This window comes from Nocardia sp. CA-290969, from assembly GCF_050936135.1.
In the GTDB taxonomy this organism is placed as follows: domain Bacteria; phylum Actinomycetota; class Actinomycetes; order Mycobacteriales; family Mycobacteriaceae; genus Nocardia.
In genome coordinates this window covers 6285561-6302695 of sequence record NZ_JBNJNJ010000001.1, presented here as the reverse complement: position 1 = coordinate 6302695, position 17135 = coordinate 6285561, and the positions used below count along the sequence as shown (strand labels likewise).

Annotated in this window: 17 protein-coding genes; 12 read left to right on the top strand and 5 right to left on the bottom strand. The window is 68.3% G+C overall.

Going from position 1 to position 17135, the window contains the following annotated elements:
- Positions 1–29 precede the first annotated feature (29 nt).
- The 4 genes from ACQEVO_RS28710 to ACQEVO_RS28695 all read right to left on the bottom strand — a co-directional run bounded on the left by ACQEVO_RS28710 (position 30) and on the right by ACQEVO_RS28695 (position 4166).
- Positions 30–914: a LysR family transcriptional regulator gene (locus tag ACQEVO_RS28710; protein ID WP_432919471.1), complete on the bottom strand. Its 885-nt coding sequence runs from the start codon at positions 912–914 to the stop codon at positions 30–32.
- A 416-nt stretch (positions 915–1330) separates the two neighbouring features.
- Positions 1331–2161, bottom strand: coding sequence for an SDR family oxidoreductase (locus ACQEVO_RS28705; RefSeq protein ID WP_432919469.1), 831 nt, complete (start codon positions 2159–2161; stop codon positions 1331–1333).
- A complete protein-coding gene (locus ACQEVO_RS28700; protein ID WP_432919467.1) occupies positions 2158–3747 on the bottom strand; it encodes an aldehyde dehydrogenase family protein in 1590 nt (529 codons plus the stop codon). The genes ACQEVO_RS28705 and ACQEVO_RS28700 overlap by 4 nt, the downstream gene beginning before the upstream one ends.
- A 164-nt stretch (positions 3748–3911) precedes the next feature.
- Entirely contained in the window at positions 3912–4166 is a 255-nt protein-coding gene (locus ACQEVO_RS28695) for a DUF2277 domain-containing protein (RefSeq protein ID WP_280397596.1), read from the bottom strand.
- Positions 4167–4269: 103 nt separating this feature from the next.
- Here ACQEVO_RS28695 and ACQEVO_RS28690 point away from each other — a divergent pair, with 103 nt between their 5' ends.
- A complete protein-coding gene (locus ACQEVO_RS28690) occupies positions 4270–5085 on the top strand; it encodes a DUF1266 domain-containing protein (RefSeq protein ID WP_432919465.1) in 816 nt (271 codons plus the stop codon).
- A gap of 149 nt (positions 5086–5234) precedes the next feature.
- On the opposite strand, the gene ACQEVO_RS28685 is transcribed toward ACQEVO_RS28690, so the two are convergent.
- Positions 5235–6233, bottom strand: a complete 999-nt coding sequence (locus ACQEVO_RS28685; protein WP_432919463.1) for a hypothetical protein — start codon at positions 6231–6233, stop codon at positions 5235–5237.
- A 298-nt stretch (positions 6234–6531) separates the two neighbouring features.
- Here ACQEVO_RS28685 and ftsH point away from each other — a divergent pair, with 298 nt between their 5' ends.
- From ftsH to ACQEVO_RS28630, 11 genes are all read left to right on the top strand, one after another.
- Positions 6532–8925 (top strand): ATP-dependent zinc metalloprotease FtsH, encoded by a 2394-nt coding sequence (ftsH, locus tag ACQEVO_RS28680; protein ID WP_432919461.1) that lies wholly within the window; start codon positions 6532–6534, stop codon positions 8923–8925.
- 73 nt (positions 8926–8998) lie between these two features.
- A complete protein-coding gene (folE, locus tag ACQEVO_RS28675; protein WP_432919459.1) occupies positions 8999–9670 on the top strand; it encodes a GTP cyclohydrolase I FolE in 672 nt (223 codons plus the stop codon).
- A 92-nt stretch (positions 9671–9762) separates the two neighbouring features.
- On the top strand, positions 9763–10578 hold the full coding sequence (gene folP, locus ACQEVO_RS28670) for a dihydropteroate synthase (RefSeq protein ID WP_432923106.1): 816 nt from the start codon (positions 9763–9765) through the stop codon (positions 10576–10578).
- Entirely contained in the window at positions 10575–10961 is a 387-nt protein-coding gene (folB, locus tag ACQEVO_RS28665) for a dihydroneopterin aldolase (protein ID WP_432919457.1), read from the top strand. The genes folP and folB overlap by 4 nt, the downstream gene beginning before the upstream one ends.
- Positions 10958–11503, top strand: a complete 546-nt coding sequence (gene folK, locus ACQEVO_RS28660; protein ID WP_432919455.1) for a 2-amino-4-hydroxy-6-hydroxymethyldihydropteridine diphosphokinase — start codon at positions 10958–10960, stop codon at positions 11501–11503. Before folB ends, folK begins: the two co-directional genes overlap by 4 nt.
- Entirely contained in the window at positions 11500–12030 is a 531-nt protein-coding gene (locus ACQEVO_RS28655; protein ID WP_432919453.1) for a DUF3180 domain-containing protein, read from the top strand. The genes folK and ACQEVO_RS28655 overlap by 4 nt, the downstream gene beginning before the upstream one ends.
- Before the next feature lie 86 nt (positions 12031–12116).
- Positions 12117–13349 carry a DUF6779 domain-containing protein gene (locus tag ACQEVO_RS28650; RefSeq protein WP_432919451.1) on the top strand — a complete coding sequence of 411 codons (1233 nt, stop codon included), beginning with the start codon at positions 12117–12119 and terminating at the stop codon, positions 13347–13349.
- Positions 13350–13466: 117 nt separating this feature from the next.
- The gene (locus ACQEVO_RS28645) at positions 13467–14414 is read left to right on the top strand and encodes a Rossmann-like and DUF2520 domain-containing protein (protein WP_432919449.1); all 948 of its coding nucleotides are present in this window, start codon (positions 13467–13469) and stop codon (positions 14412–14414) included.
- Positions 14415–14463: 49 nt separating this feature from the next.
- Entirely contained in the window at positions 14464–15432 is a 969-nt protein-coding gene (panC, locus tag ACQEVO_RS28640) for a pantoate--beta-alanine ligase (protein WP_432919447.1), read from the top strand.
- Between the two features lie 298 nt (positions 15433–15730).
- Entirely contained in the window at positions 15731–16150 is a 420-nt protein-coding gene (panD, locus tag ACQEVO_RS28635) for an aspartate 1-decarboxylase (RefSeq protein ID WP_280399932.1), read from the top strand.
- 16 nt (positions 16151–16166) lie between these two features.
- Positions 16167–16961 (top strand): type III pantothenate kinase, encoded by a 795-nt coding sequence (locus ACQEVO_RS28630; protein WP_432919445.1) that lies wholly within the window; start codon positions 16167–16169, stop codon positions 16959–16961.
- The last annotated feature ends 174 nt before the right edge of the window (positions 16962–17135 follow it).

Genomic DNA, 17135 nt, shown 5'->3' with positions numbered 1-17135 from the left:
ACCACCTGCCCGGGCGGGCGAATCCGGTATCAGGCCGAGATGGCGGGCGGGGCCGCGAATCCACCCGCGACGGCGCGCTGGCCGAATTCGAGGATGGTCGGCCGGGTATCGTCGGCGCGCCAGGCGACCGCGAGTTCACACGGCGGAATACCGGTGAGCGGGCGCGCGGTCAGGCCGGGCCAGCGGTACATCGGTACGTTGTTCTCCGCGAGCAGGCACAGTCCCAGCCCCAGCCCGACGGCTTCCAGCCGGTCTTCCGGGGTGGCGGCTTCCGCGCCGATCTTCGCCGGCCGGCCGCCGCGGGCGTCGTTGCCGAGCCAGAAGTCGCGGACCGCGCCGGCTTCGGCGGGGAGCGCGATGAACTGCTCGTCCAGCAGATCGGCGAAATCGATCATCTCCTGGCCTGCCCGTGGATGGTTCTCGGGCAGCAGGACCCAGCGCCGCTCGGTGCGCAGTACCTGCCAGCGATAGCGGTTGGGGTCGGGTAGCGGGAGCCAGACCAGTGCCAGATCGGCCTGCCGGCCGGACAGGCCGCTGGACGGGTCGGTCCAGGACGCCTGGTGCAGCGCGAGCCGGTGGCCGCTGGCGCTTTCCAGATCGTTGAGCAGGCCGCGGCCCAGGTTCGACTGCAGGCCGACGCGCAGTACTTCGCCCGCTTCCTGCAGTGAGCCGTTGGTGGTCTCCCAGAGTTCCAGGATCTTGCGGGCGCCGCCGAGCAACTCCTTACCGGCAACCGTGAGTGCGACGCTGCGCTGGTTGCGATCGAACAGGACCACATCGAGCTGACGTTCCAGCTGCCGGATCTGACGCGACAGGGTCGGTTGAGCGATGTGCAGCCGCTGAGCGGCGTTCGTGAAGTGCAGTTCCTCGGCGACGGCGACGAAATACCGCAGATCGCGCAAATGCGGGTCCATAGCACCTTGCTATCAGAATAGTTGCCGAATTTCCAGCCCTAATCTGTTCGGATGGTCCGCAATGCGGGCCGGAAACAGTCGGCAGGTTTGTTAGTGACAGCTTATTGGGTGTCACCGTGATGCGCACCATCGGTTTCGCGCCGCGCGGTCTGTGCGTCGGCCGCGGGCGATACGACGTAAAACGTCGGGCGTTTCCGGTGGTAGGGCTGTTCATGAAATGTGTGGTGCCACCTCGGGAGATGAAGTGAGCGGGACTGCCGGCTGTGCGGCGGGGGAGGTGAATCCCCACGCCGTCTACTCGACTATGCACGTCAAGTGACATTGATCACAATAGGGTTTCGATGTGCTCCATCCGACGCAAAAGCGAGCGCCGCGGCCCGTCGGAACGGAACCGCGGCGCGCGTCGTATCCGGGTATCAGGTGTTGCGGATCCGCTCCTCGTAGGCCTTGCGCTCGTCGGCGTCCACATCGTCGAGGAAGGTCTGCCCCGATCCCATCGACCGGCCCAGGGCGTCACCCACCGATTGCGGCAGCAGGTTCACGAAAACCGACATGGCTCCCGCTGCCCGCGTCACGCGTGCCTTCGCCTTGGGCTTGGCGATCAGCCGGACCACGGCGGCGGCGATATCCTCCGGCTCGGCGGCGGGCAGCCCTTTGGGAGCGGCGACACCCGACCCGAGCTCGGTCCGGGTCAGCGTGGGCAGTACCGACGAGAACGACACCCCGGTGCCCCGGTACTCCTCGCGCAGCGTATCGGTGAAACCCAATACGGCGTGCTTGGAGGCGTTGTAGGTGGCCAGGCCGGGGATATGGGTCTCACCCGCCAGCGAGGCGATATTGATGATGTGCCCGCGTCCGCGCCCGAGCATCCGGGCCAGGGCGATCTTGGAGCCGAGGATCACGCCGTAGACGTTGATGTCCAGGATCCGGCGGGTGACCTGATCGGGCTCCTCGACGAGCCGGCCGGTCGGCATGATCCCGGCATTGTTGATCAGCACGTCGATCGGGCCGAGTTCGCGTTCCACGTCGTCGAGGAAGGTGGTGAACGACTGCTGATCGGTCACATCGAGCCGGCCGTAATGGTCGAAATCGTGCTCGGTGCCCGATTCCTTGACCGTCTTCTCGTCGATATCGCCGATCGCGATCTTCGCACCCAGTTTCGCCAGCGCCACCGCGGTGGCCAGGCCGATACCGCGTGCGCCGCCCGTGATCACGACAACCTTGCCGCGGATGGAACCCGTCTTCACTTCTTGTCTCCCTTGAGTCGGAGCAGGGCGGGAAGATCGATCCGGCGCATACCGCGCGCACCGGCCGCACGCATGGCGCCCAGTCCGATCAGGATCTTGTTCAGGTCGTAGGGCATCCAGGTGAGCTCGCGTTCCTGGGTCGGCAGGATCGGTGTGGTGATCGCCTTGGCCTTGCAGTACTTGCGCACGCCTTGGGCGCCGCCCCAGCGGGCGCCGACACCGGAATCGCCCCAGCCACCCATCGGCAGCGCGAAGTTGAACAGGTTCGCGAAGATATCGTTGATATTCACCGCGCCGGCGTTCAGCGCCCGGGCGACCCGTTCGCCGCGTGCCTTGTCCCCGGTCCAGACCGAGGCCGACAGCCCGTAGACGGAATCGTTGGCCAGCCGGATGGCCTCGGCCTCGTCGGCCACCTTCATCACCGGCAGGGTCGGGCCGAAGGTCTCCTCGGTGATACACGACATGCTGTGGTCGACATCGACGAGCACGGTGGGCTCGAAGAAGGTGCCTTCACCGGTGCGTTTGCCGCCGGTGAGCACCTTCGCACCCGCGGCCACCGCTTCCTCGACGTGCCGGGAGACGATCGCGACCTGGCTCTCGTTGGCCATGGCGCCGACGTCGTGGCGCGGGGTGCGGTCGTCGCGACCTTGTCGCAGGGACTTGACGTTCGCGGTGAGCTTGGCGACGAACTCGTCGTAGACCGGTGCCTCGACGTACACGCGCTCGACCGAGATACAGACCTGCCCGGAGTTGAACATGCCGCCGAACGCGATACCGTGCGCGGCGCGATCGAGGTCGGCATCGGCCAGTACGATCGCCGGATCCTTACCGCCCAGTTCCAGGCTGTACGGAATCATGCGGGCCGCGCAGGCGGCGGCGATCCGGCGGCCGGTGGCGGTGGACCCGGTGAACTGGATGTAATCGGCGTTGTCCACGACCGCCGCCCCGGTGGCACCGGCGCCGGTGACGACGGTGAGCACCGGCGGCGCGCCGATCTCGGACCAGCCGCGGGCGAGTTCGAGCGCCGACAGCGGGGTGACCTCGGACGGTTTCAGGATCACGGCGGCGCCCGCCGCCAGCGCCGGGATGACGTCGAGAATCGGCATGGCCAGCGGGAAGTTCCACGGCGTGATCACGCCGACCACGGGATACGGCTCGAAAACCGTGGTGAGCCGTTTCACCCGGGAGAGCGGGCTGTGCGGTGCCGGATGCTCGTCGGCCAGGAATTTGGGCGCGCGGCGCGCGTAATAGCCGATCAGATCGCTGCCGAAGATCGGGTCGATGAGGGCATCCACCCGGGGCTTACCGGTTTCGGACTGGAGTACGTCGGCGAGTGCCTCGGTGTTGTCGATGATCCAGTCCTGCAGTTTCAGCAGCCATTCCTTGCGTCCGCTCGCGCCCATGGCCGCCCATTCGCGCTGGTGCTCGCGGAGTTCGGCGATCCGCGCGACAACCCGGTCGGCGGGGGTATCGGCCACGCTGCCGACGATTTCGCCGGTGGCGGGGTTGAGAACCCGGATTTCCGCATCCGGGGGCGGGCCCGATGCGGGCTCGGTATCGGGTCGTCCCGATTCGGTATTGGTCACTGCTGTTCTCCCACTGCGTCGTGCTGGAACCGCTGGTGGCCGATCAGCGATCGGCGCGCAGACCGATCGTGACACAATTCATCGGTAATCGCCTCAACATCTCGAGGATGGAAGGCGACTCGTTACGGACACCGCGCCCGGTCGCGGCGCCCGAGGGGGGTCGGTTACAAGTTTTCCCTGGCCAGCCGGCGCAGCGGCGGTTCGGTTGCCGGGGGAACCCGGCGGTCGGGTAACTCCGCCAGCAGGGCGGTGGTCGCCTCGGCGACCGCGGCGACGGCCTTGTCCACCGCGGGTTTGGTGGCCGAACTGAGTCCGGACAGGCCACCGACCTTGCGCACATACTGCAGTGCTGCGGCGTAGATCTCCTGCTCGGTAGCGGCGGGTTCCAGACCTCGCAAGACGGTGATATTTCTACACATGAATGCACATTAGCTCCGGAACTACCCGCGTGACATGCCAAGCCGCAAATGTGAAAACACATTGACCGGACCGGGGCTCAACCTGGGTCCTACACTTCACGGTATGGCTGCTGCCGGATTGCCCACGCCGACCCCCTTCCCCTATCCGGAGCTCGACAAGCGCGAGGAAGACCATTGGTCCGGCGCGCCGATCGACGACGACCGCCTGCGGGCGCTGTCGCTGGGTGCCTTCTACTCGGCGCGCTGGGACGCATTCCACGATGCGCTGCTGCTCGGCCCCGAACGCGACCATCCCCTCGGTGACCGGCGCGAACTCGCCATCGACACGCTCACCGGGGCCTGGGGGATCACCGACGGAACCGAGGCCCGGGCCTCGATGGAACAGCTCCTCGAAGGTATGCACGCACCGCTGTACGCCCTGGTGCATCCGCTGGTCACCGCCTCGCTCAATGCCAGCGAACGCGACCGCTTCGGTGAACGCGCCGATCGGCACCGGGCCTTCCTGCGACAGGTCGCCTCGTTCCGCGGGATCGACAACTCCGAGGCACTGGTGCGCGACTACGACATCTGGTCGCAAGCCATCAAGATCGGCTTCACCGACCATCTGTCCCGGCCGCTGCCGGCCGATATCCACGCCTGGGATCTGGCCCGGGTGGTCGCGGTGGCCCGCATGTCCTATACCGCCGGCTATATCGAAGAGGACGTCGCCTGGGATTACCTGGCCCGTGCGCTGCCGCTGGCGCAGCGCAAATACCGCAACTGGCGGCAGTTCGGCGACGCCTACATCACCGGTTGGACCTACTGGCAGGCCTGTGAAGATCTCGCCGAGCTCAAGGACGGCGGGGTCGACCGCCGGATGGAACTGCTACGCCTCTGGCTACGACCGACCAGCCCTTGGCGCCGTGTCGAGTTGCTGTAACCCCCCGCAGGACCATCCGGAGCGGGATGCTTCAGGGCCGGTCGGCGAACTACCGGAGTGGGCGCCCGCGCGCACCCGCCGCCTGCTGACGGGTGCGTCGTCGCCGTAGCGGCGCCGGCCCGCCGGGTGCGAGACGGCGCCCGGCGACTTCAGATGCCCGGTAGCGAGCGCAGGATGCCGCGGCCGTAACGCTGGAACTGGGTGTCGTCGACCATGCCCAGCGAATGCCGTTCGACCAGCAGCTCCCACTCCGAGTACAGATGGGCGACGCTCGGATCGGCCGCGCCCGCCGAACCGTCCAGCGCCACCAGCCGGACCGCGAAGTTGACCGCGTAGGTCACCCGCTCGGTATCGGCCCGGTCCAGTCCGGTGAAGCTCATCGTGGTGTTGCCGTCGTGTATCTCGATCAGCGGCCGGCGGTCGGCGGCGAGCAGGCCGGTCGCCATCGAGGGCGGTTCCTCGGTGGCGCGGGCCCGCATGATCATTTCGATCGGCAGCTCGTGCGCGTACGGTTCGTCGGCGCCCAGGGCGAGCAGCAGCAGGCGCCGGGTCGTCACCGTGAGCAGGCAGGGATCGTCGTCGCCGACCGGTGGATGCGCGATGACATACGCCGTTTCCAGAACGTATTCGTCACCGGTGACGAGTCGGTGCAGATCGGTCAGGGCGGGTTCGCCGCGCCCGGCCACCGCCATCCGGCGGATCGCCCGGTCGACGTCCGCGCGGACCGGCCCGTGGTCGGTGATCTCGACCGGGGGCGCGGTCAGGTCGGGGGCGGCGATATCGATCCGCTGGGCGGCCAGGATCTGATCGTTGATCCGGGAGACGATGCCGGCGGCCGCCGGCACATCGTGTTCGGCGATCAGCACGGGGAGGGGAGTCCGGTCCGCGGGCACCCCGACCAGTACCGGGGTCGGGTAACGCAGATAGATCTCGATCACCACCGCGTCGTCGGCGCGCCGACTGAGCCGCACCTCCAGCAGATCGGTGACCGCGACGTCCAGGACGCGCTCGCCGTCGGTTTCGGTATCGCCGTCGGCTCCGGGCCGTAGGACGATCAACCGTCCCGCGCCGTGCCGAACGATTGCTGTGGGTGTCCGTAACTCGACTATGTCCATACCCCCTGCGCTCAGTTCGTACTCGATCATCATGGGTGGGGTGTGCGTGCCATGATTGTGATCACTACGAGATATCACAGACCACGACGCCGGGAACCACTGTGGTTTTCCGGCCGTTTACCTGTTGAACTGCATCACCAGCCGAACTCCTCGCTTGCGATAAGTCAGGAAGCGCGATGTATCGAGTAGACCGTACGCGGTAACGTGGCATGTCCGCATCCGAATCCGCCCACCGGGCGGCCCCGGAAGTGGGTTGCGCCGCTCGAGACGGACGCATCGCTAGGCAAAACGCGGAGACGCCTGAAAGGACTGGCCGCCCGGCCGACGCTCTATGAACCGCAAGACAGTGTTTCGCACCCTGGCGATAATCGCGGGCATTCTGCTCGTGATCTATCTGTTCAGTTACTTCGGCAACGACACCCGCGGCTGGCAGAGCGTCGATACGTCGGTGGCCCTCAACCAGCTGAACGACAAGGAAAACGTCACCCACGTTCAGATCGATGATCGCGAACAACAGCTGCGGATCGAGCTGAAGAACGGGAACGAGGCCACCGACGGCCAGAACAAGATCATCGCCAAGTATCCCGGTGGCAGCGATACCTCGGCGCAGATCTTCCGGGCCGTCCAGGACTCCGGCGCGGAGTACAACACGGTGGTCAAACAGGAGAGCTGGCTCACCCAGATCCTGCTGTTCGTGCTGCCGATGGTGATCCTGCTCGGCCTGTTCATCTTCGTGATGTCGCGGATGCAGGGCGGCGGCCGCGGCGGCATGATGGGCTTCGGCAAATCCAAGGCCAAACAGCTGTCGAAGGATATGCCCAAGACCACCTTCGCCGATGTCGCCGGTGCCGACGAAGCGGTCGAAGAGCTGTACGAGATCAAAGACTTCCTGCAGAATCCCGTGCGCTACCAGGCGCTGGGCGCGAAGATCCCGAAGGGCGTACTGCTCTACGGCCCGCCCGGTACCGGTAAAACCCTGCTCGCGCGCGCCGTCGCCGGTGAGGCCGGGGTGCCCTTCTTCACCATCTCCGGCTCCGATTTCGTGGAGATGTTCGTCGGTGTCGGTGCCTCCCGCGTGCGTGACCTGTTCGAACAGGCCAAACAGAACAGCCCGTGCATCATCTTCGTCGACGAGATCGACGCGGTCGGCCGCCAGCGCGGCGCCGGGCTCGGCGGTGGGCACGACGAACGTGAACAGACCCTCAACCAGCTGCTGGTCGAGATGGACGGCTTCGGTGACCGCACCGGCATCATCCTGATCGCCGCCACCAACCGCCCCGATATCCTCGACCCCGCGCTGCTGCGCCCCGGCCGGTTCGACCGGCAGATCCCGGTCAGCAATCCCGACCTGGCCGGTCGCCGGGCGATCCTGCGGGTGCATTCGCAGGGCAAGCCGATCGCGCCGGAGGCCGATCTCGACGGTCTGGCCAAGCGCACCGTCGGTATGTCCGGTGCCGATCTCGCCAATGTCATCAACGAGGCCGCGCTGCTCACGGCCCGCGAGAACGGTTCCACCATCACGGGCGACGCCCTCGAGGAATCGGTGGACCGGGTGATCGGCGGCCCGCGCCGCAAGAGCCGGATCATCAGCGAACACGAGAAGAAGATCACCGCCTACCACGAGGGCGGTCACGCCCTGGCGGCTTGGGCGATGCCCGATATCGAGCCGGTCTACAAGGTGACGATCCTGGCCCGCGGCCGGACCGGCGGTCACGCCATGACCGTGCCCGAGGACGACAAGGGCCTGATGACCCGCTCGGAGATGATCGCCCGGCTGGTCATGGCCATGGGCGGGCGCGCGGCCGAGGAACTGGTGTTCCACGAGCCCACCACGGGTGCGTCCTCCGATATCGACCAGGCCACCAAGATCTCTCGCGCCATGGTCACCGAATACGGGATGAGCGCGCGCCTGGGCGCCGTCCGCTACGGCCAGGAACAGGGCGATCCGTTCCTCGGCCGGTCCATGGGCACCGCCTCGGACTATTCGCACGAGGTCGCGGGTGCGATCGACGAGGAGGTCCGCAACCTCATCGAGGCCGCGCATACCGAGGCCTGGTCGATCTTGAGCGAATACCGCGATGTGCTCGACGATCTGGCCACTGCGCTGCTGGAACGCGAAACCCTGCACCGCAAGGACCTCGAAGTGATCCTTGGTGCGGTGCAGAAGCGGCCGCGGATCACCGCGTTCAACGATTTCGGTGATCGGGTGCCCTCGGACAAACCCCCGGTGAAGACCCCGGGTGAACTGGCCGCCGAACGGGGTGAGCAGTGGCCGCCGCACGAACCCAAGGTGCCGGCCGGGGTCGCCCAGGGCGAGCCCGCCGCCGCGGGCGGCCTGCCGCAGCCCGCCGGGTATCCGGGCGGGCCGGTCGCGCAGCCCGGCTATGGGCAGCCTCCGGCCGGCTATCCGGCGCCGCAGCAGCCCGCACCCGTGTATCCGCGCGGGGCGACGCAAGGTTCACGTCCGGATTACGGCGCGCCCGCCGGCTGGTCGGCGCCCGGCTGGCCGCCGCGTGAGCCGCCGCAGGCACCACCCGCCGAACGCGGCTACGGTGGCCCGGCAGCCGAGCAGCCGCGCCACGCACATCCGGGAACCGAGTCCGGCGGGCAACGGAACGAGGGCGGGCCCTACGACCGTGGCCAGGGCGATTCCGGTTACGGTTCCGGCGAGGAGCCCGGACGTGGCGGCGCGCACTCCTGGGACGGCCCGAACGGCCGGCAGTAATTCGGCGCCGATTACGCTCGGACCTGTTCGGCGCCCGGTGAGTACTGCCGCGCCCGAGATGTGGAGGTGTCCTATGTCGGCCGATCAGCAGACCAACGGCCAAACGACCGGTATTCCCGCCGAATTGGGCGAGACCGGCGGTCCGGTGCCGGAGTTGATCGCCCGGCACACGGGTAAACCGTTCGACCAGGTACGTGCCGAGAACGCCGTACGGGAGCTGCTGCTCGCGGTCGGGGAGAACCCCGACCGGCCGGGGCTGGTCGATACGCCTGCCCGGGTCGCGCGCGCCTACCGGGAAATGTTCGCGGGCCTGTACGTCGAACCGGATGCGGTACTGAACACCACCTTCGACGAGGAGCACCAGGAATTGGTGCTGGTCCGCGATATCCCGATGTACTCGACCTGTGAACATCACCTGGTGTCGTTCCACGGGGTCGCGCACGTCGGCTACATCCCGGGCCCGCACGGCCGGGTCACCGGATTGTCGAAATTGGCCCGGCTGGTGGACCTGTACGCCAAGCGGCCGCAGGTTCAGGAGCGGCTGACCAGTCAGATCGCGGACGCGGTGATGCGCAAACTGGATCCGCGCGGCGCGATCGTCGTGGTCGAGGCCGAACATCTGTGCATGGCCATGCGCGGTATCCGCAAACCCGGGGCCAGCACCACCACCTCCGCGGTACGCGGACTGTTGCAGACCAACTCGGCCTCGCGCTCCGAGGCCCTCGACTTGATCCTGCGCAAGTGAGCGATCAGCCCCCGGCCACCAGCACCCCCACCCTGACCGGTGTCGTACCCCGGCCGGGAGTCACTCCCCGCCCGGGCCGGTCGTGCGTCGTCATGGGCATCGTGAACGTGACCAGCGATTCGTTCTCCGACGGCGGCCGCTACCTGGACCCCGACCGGGCGATCGAGCACGGGGTGCGGCTCTACGAGTCCGGCGCCGACATCATCGACGTGGGCGGCGAATCCACGCGACCCGGCGCGGTGCGGGTCGAGGCGGAAACCGAGATCGAACGGGTGGTGCCCGTTATCACCGGGCTCGTCGCGGCCGGCGTGCCCACGAGTGTCGACACCATGCGCGCCGTGGTCGCGGAGGCGGCCGTCGCGGCCGGGGTGTCGGTGATCAACGATGTCTCCGGCGGGCGTGCCGACCCGGCGATGGCCGAGGTGGTCGCGGCTGCCGATATTCCGTGGATCCTCATGCACTGGCGGGCCGCCGCCGATTACCGGCATACCGGCCCGGCCGATCACTACGACGATGTCGTGGCGGAAGTGCGGGCCGAACTCGGCGTCCAGGTGCGGCATGCGGTCGCCGCAGGGGTGGACCCGGCCCGGATCGTTCTCGATCCCGGCCTCGGGTTCGCGAAGAACGCCGAGCACAACTGGGCCCTGCTGGCGGCGCTGGACAGTTTCGTCGCCGACGGTTTCCCGGTGCTGATCGGGGCTTCCCGTAAGCGGTTCCTGGGTTCGCTGCTGGGCGACCAGAGCGGTCCGCGTCCGCCGGCCGGCCGGGAAACCGCGACCGCGACGATCTCCGCGCTCGCGGCCTGGCACGGCGCCTGGGGCGTCCGGGTGCACGATGTGCGCGGTTCACAGGACGCGATCGCGGTCACCGATGCCTGGCGCCGCGCCGCCGCGGGAGCTGTCCGGTGAGCACCCGGCCCGCCGACCGGATCGAACTGCGGGGACTGCGCGTTTTCGGTTATCACGGGGTGTTCGAGCACGAACGCCGCGACGGGCAGGAATTCGTCGTCGATCTCACCGTCTGGACCGATATCTCCGCCGCCGCGGCCACCGACGATCTCACCCACACCGTGGATTACGGCGCTCTCGCCGATCTCGCGGTGGGCATCGTGCAGGGGCCGCCGCGGAATCTGATCGAAACCGTCGCCGCCGAAATCGCCGAACGGGTGCGCGCCGTGCCCGGCGTCGCCGATGTCGAGGTGGTGCTGCACAAGCCGGGCGCGCCGATACCGCATCGTTTCACCGATGTGCGGGTCGTTACCTCCGGCGGCCGTGAGCAGGGGCCGGTATGACGCGCGCGATCCTTTCCATCGGCTCGAACATGGGGGACAGGCTCGCGTTGCTGCGTGGTGCCGTCGCCGGATTCGGACCGCGTATCCGGGCGGTCTCGCCGGTGTACACCACCGCGCCCTGGGGCGGCGTGGAGCAGGACGATTTCCTCAACGCCGTCCTGGTGGCCGAGGACCCGGCCTACGACTGCCGCGACTGGCTCGCGCACGGGCAGCGGCTCGAACAGGGCGCCGGCCGGGAGCGGACGGTGCGCTGGGGCGCGCGGACCCTCGACGTGGATATCGTCACCTGCGCCGAACCGGTCGCCGGTGGGTTCCGAGCCTGCCGTAGCACCGACCCCGAGCTGACCCTGCCGCATCCGCGGGCCCATGAGCGGGCGTTCGTGCTGGTCCCTTGGCTGGATGTGGAGCCGGACGCCGTGCTCGACGTGGCCGGCGCCGGCCGCCCGGTGCGGGATCTGCTGGCGGAACTGGACACCGCCGAGGTCGCGGGAGTACGGCCTACCGATCACACGCTGACACCCGCCGGGGGAGTAGCACCATGACGCTCGGGGGCGGTAACAAGAACACCAGCGGCGGGCCCGACGACGACGATATGAAGTTGAAACCCACCCGTGTCCGGGAGCTGTTGGCCAACGTCGCGATCGCGGCCGTGATCGCCTGGGTGGCCACGCGTCTCGCCTACGGGAGTTTTCCGCCGATCTCCACCCTGGCGGGGGCTTCGCTGTACCCGGTGGCGCTGCTGGAAGCCGCCCTCGGCGTCTATATCCGCATCCGGGTCGGCAACAGTGAGATCGGCGCCGACGGCCGGCGGCTGCATCCGATCACGGTGGCCCGGGCACTGGCCCTGGCGAAGGCATCGGCGCAAGTCGGGTCGCTGGTCGCCGGGGTCTGGCTGGGGTTCCTGTTCTGGATCTTTCCGCAGCGCGGCGATCTCCGGGCCGCCGACGCCGACTATCCGGGTGCCCTGATCGGCTGCGGTGCGGGTATCGCGCTGGTCGTCGCGGCGCTGTGGCTCGAGTACTGCTGCCGGGCCCCGGACGACCCGACCGACGATCCCGCGCCTTCGTGAACGCATTGTGACCGCCGCGTTCTTCGTGATCCATCACGCCTTTCCCGACCTGGGCGAGGCTGCCGAACGCGGCTACCCTTGCGGTCATGGTGTCACCGTCCCGCAGTAGTTCTTCCGCGCGCCGCCGGGAAGATGTGGGCAAGCTTTTCCTCGGCGCCCTGGTTCTGCTCGGCCTGGTTGCCAGCGTCTTTCTCGTCGTCAGCGACAAGGTGCAGTTCGTGCGGGTCGGGTTGGTGGCCGCGTTGTGGGCCGCGGTGCTCGGCGCCTGGGCGGTGAGCCGGTACCAGTCCACGGTGCGCGAACTGCGCCGCACCTACGAAATCGAACTCGAACGCGAGATCAGCGCGCGCCGCGAACACGATCTGGGGATCGAGGCGCGGGTACGGGCGGAAGTCGGCGCCGACGCGTCGGAGATGGCCGCGCTGCGTGCCGAACTGGCCGTGCTGCGCCGGCAGCTGGAGCGACTGTTCGACGGGGACCTTCCGCCGGAGCGTCCGGCGCTGCGGGCAGCGGCTTTCCGCATGCCGGAGTTGCCCGGCGCCGGGGAACGGCCCGGCGGTGCGGGGGCTTGGGCCAATGGTCAGGCCCGGGCCGTGGTCGCGGGCGCCTGGCCCGGCAGTGAGGACGGTGAGCGCCGGGCGGTGGACGCCTGGGCGAATGCCGCGGCGAGCTGGTCGCATGCGGCGGACGGCTGGGTCGATCCGGAGGTCGGCGAGCTCGTCGATCCGGCCATCGGCGACTCGATCGATCCGGTGGCCGATGGCGGCGGCGAGCCCGTGGCCGATGCGGCGGAACCGACCGGCGAACGTAACGGCGTGACTCCCGTCTACGACAGTGACCATCCGAGCCGGCCCCGTTTCGCGAGTCCCGACGATGCTCCGGTAACGGCCGAAACGGCGATCGTGCGGCTCGACGACGAGCCGCCGTTCGCTCAGGCAACCGCCGATATATCCGGGCCGAGCTGGTCGGACGCGTTCACCGAGGTCCACGATGCTTCGGCCCCGGCCGTCGGCGCCGGTCGTTACGATCCGCCGGGCCGCGACGAATCCGTGCAGGGCGCGCCCCCTCCGGCCGAGGAGATCCACGGCCCGCCGGTGCCGCATGATGCCGCGCAACGTCCGGCGCAGCCGAAAGCGGACCCGTCCGAGAAGGTCGCGGCCACGAAGCCCCGGGAGCGGATCTCCCGGATCCCGGCCAAATTGTCGCCGCGCAACTCCCGGCGGCGTCGCGCCCAGGCCGACCCCAGCGGTTCGCGCCGGTTGTCGGTGGCCGAGATCATGGCGAACCTGCGTCAGGAAGAGGAACAGCGCAGCTCCTGAAGTGCGGTGCAGATCACCCGGCGCGCACATGGCGCATCGGTGGACTGCGGTCCTATCCTCGATGCGTAACGTCCGGTACCCGCACAGCGGGACTGGAACGACTTCGAGAGGACACTGGTGACCTCGCCACGCGTGACTCCTGGCAATCCGGCCGCGAGTGGTGATCCGGCGCCCGCACGACTGACGGTAGGAATCGTCTCGGCGGGACGTGTGGGATCAGCACTCGGCGCCGCGCTCGAGCGCGCCGGACATGTGGTGTTCGGCGTAGCCGCCATCTCCGATGCCTCCGTGCACCGGGCGCGTACCCGGCTGCCCGAATCACAGATCCTGCCGATCGAAGAGGTCGCCGCCCGCAGCGAACTGCTCGTCCTCGCGGTCCCGGACGCCGAACTGGCCGGCCTGGTCCGCGGTCTGGCCAGTGCGCAGACGGTACGGCCCGGCACGATCGTCGCGCACACCTCCGGCGCCAACGGCATCGGCATTCTCGCGCCGCTGGCGCAGGCCGGCGCCCGGCCGCTGGCCATCCATCCCGCGATGACCTTCACCGGCCACGACGAAGACCTGGCGCGCTTGGCGAACGCGTGTTTCGGGATCACCGCGGCCGACGAGATCGGCTACGCGATCGCGCAGTCCCTGGTCATCGAGATGGGCGGGGAACCGGTCCGGGTGGCCGAAGAGAACCGGACGCTCTACCACGCCGCCCTCGCCCATGGCAGCAACCACCTGGTCACGCTGGTACTCGACGCGGTGCAGGCGTTGCGCGACGCGCTGGCGGGGCCGGGGCTGCTCGGTCAGCAGATCGTCGACGACCAGCCGAACGGCCTGCCCGAACGCCTGCTGGCACCGCTGGCCTCCGCCGCGCTGGACAACGCGCTGCGCCGCGGGCAAGCCGCCCTCACGGGGCCGGTGGCCCGCGGTGATACCGCGGCCGTCGCCGCCCATCTGGATGCGCTCACCGCTGCCGACCCGCAGATCGCCGCGGGTTACCGGGCGCTGTCGCGGCGCACCGCCGAACGGGCCCAGGCGCCCGCCGAACTCCGTGACCTGCTGGAGGGGCACCGATGATGCGATACCGCGGTACCTCCGCCGGATCCACTGGGAAGGAGTGTGGCCGATGACGGAGGGGACTCTGCGCGGGGCCTACCGTGCCGGTGAGCTCACCGTGCAACACGATCCGGCGGTGCTGGCCAAAACCGTCCGTGCGTTGCGCGGTACGGGCCGCACGATCGGCTTCGTGCCCACCATGGGCGCTTTGCACGAGGGCCATCTGGAGTTGGTCCGCCGCGCCAAGCGCACCAATCAGGTCGTGGTCGTCTCGATTTTCGTCAACCCGCTGCAGTTCGGTGCGGGCGAGGATCTGGATGCCTATCCGCGCACCCTCGACGCGGATGTCGAACTGTTGCGCTCCGAGGGCGTCGCCCTGGTGTTCGCCCCGAGCGCCGCGGCCATGTATCCCGACGGTCCGCGCACCACGGTGCAGCCGGGCCCGCTGGGTGCCGAGCTCGAGGGCGCGTCCCGGCCGACCCATTTCGCCGGAATGCTCACGGTCGTGGCGAAACTGCTGCAGATCGTGGCCCCGCACGAGGCATTCTTCGGTGAGAAGGACTACCAGCAGCTGGCCCTGATCCGGCAGATGGTCCGCGACCTGAATTTCGACGTGAAAATCGTCGCGGTTCCCACGGTCCGCGAAGCCGACGGTCTCGCCCTGTCCTCCCGCAACCGCTACCTCGACCCCGCCCAGCGCGAACTCGCGACCACTCTGTCGGCCGCACTCCTGGCCGGCACCCGCTCCGGCGCGGGCGGCCCGCGTGCTGTCCTCGACGCCGCCCGGTCGGTACTGGACGCCGCCCCGGAGATCGCCCTGGACTACCTCGAACTGCGCGCCGCGGACCTGGGCCCCACCCCGGAAACGGGCAACGCCCGCCTCCTCGTCGCGGCCCGCGTGGGCACCACCCGCCTGATCGACAACGCCCCCGTCCAGCTCGGCGTGCAACTGGACGGCCACCCCGACGCGGATATATCCGCCCCGGTGGCGGAGCAAACGACTCATGAGTCCGCGACCCCTACGGGCACCGGACGATGAGCACTTGTGTAGCCGCAGCCCGCGCTACGAGGCGGTATCGGGGCGTGTCGCTCCGCGGAAGCGAAGTGCTGAACCCTTCCGCGCCATTGCTCGGCCCGTATGTGAACCGCTCACATGCGATCGTGGCGGCCGCTGTTCCTTCCGGTCGGTCTACCTCCGTGGTCGGGGCCCGCCCCTGGTCTGGAGCGACGGAGCGGGGGAGCGAAGCGGAGGAGCGGAGGAGTGAAGACCAGGGGCTCAGAGGGCCCCGACCCCGCGTCGCCGGAGGCGACGCCATAGATACAGAAGGGCGACAGTGATGTTGCGGACCATGATGAAGTCGAAGATCCACCGGGCCACCGTGACCCACGCCGATCTGCATTACGTCGGATCGGTGACCGTGGATCAGGATCTGCTGGATGCCGCCGATCTGCTGGAGGGTGAACAGGTCTGCATTGTCGATATCGACAACGGTGCCCGGCTGGAGACCTACATCATCGCGGGTGAGCGCGGGTCCGGGGTGATCGGTATCAACGGTGCCGCGGCGCATCTGGTCAACCCTGGTGACCTGGTCATTCTGATCGCGTACGGGATGATGGACGAGGCCGAGTTGCGCGAATACGAGCCGAAGGTCGTCTTCGTCGATTCCCGTAACCGCCCGGTGGAGCTGGGTTCCGATCCGGCGCATGCGCCGGAGGGGTCGGATCTGCTCAGTCCCCGCAACCTCTCGCTGGTCTGAGCGCTGCGGTAGAAGGATGCTGCTGACCATCGACGTCCGCACCACCAGCACCGTTGTCGGATTGCTGAACGGAACCGAGTCGGGGGCCGACCTGGTGCGGCATTGGCGGATTCATACCAATCCGTTGCATACCGCCGACGAGTTCGCGATGAGCCTGCGTGGTTTGGTGGGTGCCGAACTCGACGAGGTGACGGGGGTGGCGGGCCTGTCCACGGTTCCGCCGGTGCTGCGGGAGATGCGGCTGATGCTGGACCGCTACTGGCAGCACGTACCGCATGTGCTGGTGGAGCCCGGTGTGCGCACCGGTATCCCGCTGCTGGTGGACAACCCCAAGGAGGTGGGCGCGGACCGGATCGTCAACAGTCTCGCCGCTTATCACGAATACGGCACCGCCGCGATCGTGGTGGATTTCGGCATATCGACCTGCGTCGATCTGGTGTCGGCGAAGGGGGAGTTCCTCGGCGGTGTGATCGCGCCGGGCGTGGAGATCGCGACCGAGGCGCTGATCGAGCGGGCGGCGCTGCGCCGGGTGGAATTGACCCGTCCGCGCTCGGTGGTGGGCAAGAACAGCGTGGAATGCATTCAGTCCGGTGCGGTGTTCGGCTTCGCCGGTCTGGTGGACGGCCTGGTCGACCGGATTCGCGACGATATCGACGGTTTTGCCGGCGACGATATCGCGGTGGTGGCGACGGGTCCCGCGGCACCGTTGATTCTGGACGAATCCGAGACGATCGAACATCACCGGCCGCATCTCACCCTGACCGGTTTGCGGTTGGTCTATGAACGCAACCAGCGGCGCAGCCGCGGGTGAGTGGTGAAATGTGACGTATTCCGCTGGGCCGGGTATGGCCGAGCCGTTCCTTGATTGCTAAGCTCGCCGTGTGCTGAAGCGCGTGCGTACCCAGGAGTGTTGTCGAGGCTGATTCGCCTCGGCCAGTCGAGGCATTCCGAATTCCTCGACCGAACTCATTCCTCCTGGAGATGC